This window comes from Fictibacillus sp. NRS-1165 (assembly GCF_050468105.1).
Taxonomy (GTDB): Bacteria; Bacillota; Bacilli; order Bacillales; family Fictibacillaceae; genus Fictibacillus_C; species Fictibacillus_C terrinigri.
Map to the genome: position 1 here is coordinate 1 of NZ_JBDPNU010000102.1, position 1,804 is coordinate 1,804.

General features: G+C 47.9%; 1 protein-coding gene. It reads left to right on the forward strand.

Annotated features, from left to right (window positions below):
* Positions 1-1,804 (forward strand): ATP-binding protein (locus ABHN01_RS24555; RefSeq protein WP_429877718.1); only part of this gene is annotated, 1,804 nt, incomplete at both ends.

Genomic DNA, 1,804 nt, shown 5'->3' on the forward strand with positions numbered 1-1,804 from the left:
TGGCCCATGCGATGGCGCGATCCGACTTTCTATCAAAAATGAGCCATGAGCTCCGGACGCCGCTGAATGGCATACTGGGATTTGCCCAGCTTTTGGAATTGGAAGAGGACTTAACGGACACCCAGTATGATTTTGTACAGGAAATACTAAATGGCGGAAGGCACCTGCTGGAGTTGGTTAATGAGGTACTGGATCTATCACGCATCGAAACTGGCAACTTGAAGATAGCCATTACTGAAGTTGAGCTTCTAACGGTTCTCCAGGAATGCGTTAAGATTGTTAAACCGATGGCCAAGAAGAAGAATATTACCATCGATGTACAGCGTGATCATTCCAATACGACGATGCGGGTGCTGGCGGATCCTGTACGCCTGAAGCAGATTTTCCTTAACCTGTTGAATAATGCGATCAAATATAACCGGGAATTTGGAAAGGTGTATCTCTATTGTCACCAGGAAGGCGATCATCAGGTGATCCAGGTGGAGGATACAGGAGTGGGTTTCTCAGCCTCCGAGTATAATAAAGTGTTTGTTCCTTTTTATCGAATTGAAGGTTCCAAGGAGGAGGGGACGGGGATTGGGCTCTCGCTGGTCAAACAGCTTGCCAATCTGATGGATGGAAAGATTTCTGTGACCAGCACGAAAGGAAAAGGAAGCAATTTCAAGGTCACTCTGCCTGTCCCTCCTAACCTAAAGACAGGAGTCAGGTGGGGAGAAAACGTGGAACCCGACAGCCAGGATATGGAGAAAACCGACGTTTACCGGTTGCTCTATATTGAAGACAATGAATCTAATATTCATCTTGTCCAAAATATTCTTAATCCGCAGCCTGCGTATTCGCTTCTTGTTGCCCGGACGGCGAAAGAAGGGCTGGCCCTGCTGGCACAGGAAAAAGTTGACATGATTTTACTGGATATTAACCTTCCGGACATGGATGGCTATGAAATGATCGACATCATCAGAGCCTCAGACGCGGCCAAGGATGCAGCGGTCATTGCCGTTAGCTCCATGGCAGCTTCCGGAAACATAAAGCAGGCGCTTGACAGGGGGTTCGATCATTATGTCACGAAGCCGATCAATGTAAAGGAATTTCTGACTGTGATCAATGATGTGCTGAACAATACCATTCACCAAAATATACCGGGTGCGAGAATTTACAGTACAGGCCCGCATGGTGAGCAAGCCGTATCGGCAAAAACGCTGCAGCTCTCTTTGGAAGACCTGAAGAGAATCAATGAGAAAAAGTATCGGGCTGCCATTTCCATGCATTATGCCGGGAATGATTGGGCAAGAACCCAGGTGGAAGGATTAACCGTAACGTTTGAACGAATGGGAATTGAGGTCATTGCCGTTACCAATGCAGAATTTAACTGGGAAAAGCAAGTGGCTGATATTGATGGAATCGTTGCCAAACAACCGGATATCCTTGTAAGTATTCCTGTCGATTCGATCAAGACGGCAAAAGCTTACCAAAAGGCGGCACAGTCCGGCATCAAGCTGATTTTTATGGAAAACACACCGGAAGGACTGAAGCACGGTGAGGATTATGTCAGCATCGTCTCCGCCGACCACTATGGAAACGGTGAGGAATCCGCCCATATCATGGGTGAGCAACTGAAAGGCAGGGGCTCAATCGGAGTCATTTACTATGAAGGCGATTTCTTTTCCACTCGGCAGCGGACCACAGCCTTTGAAAAAACAATCAAAGAACACTATCCCGGCATCCGGATTGTCGAACGGGTGGGAATCAAAGGTCCGGACGGCGGAGAAGAAGCCACTACCTGTCTGTTGGACAGGCATCCGGG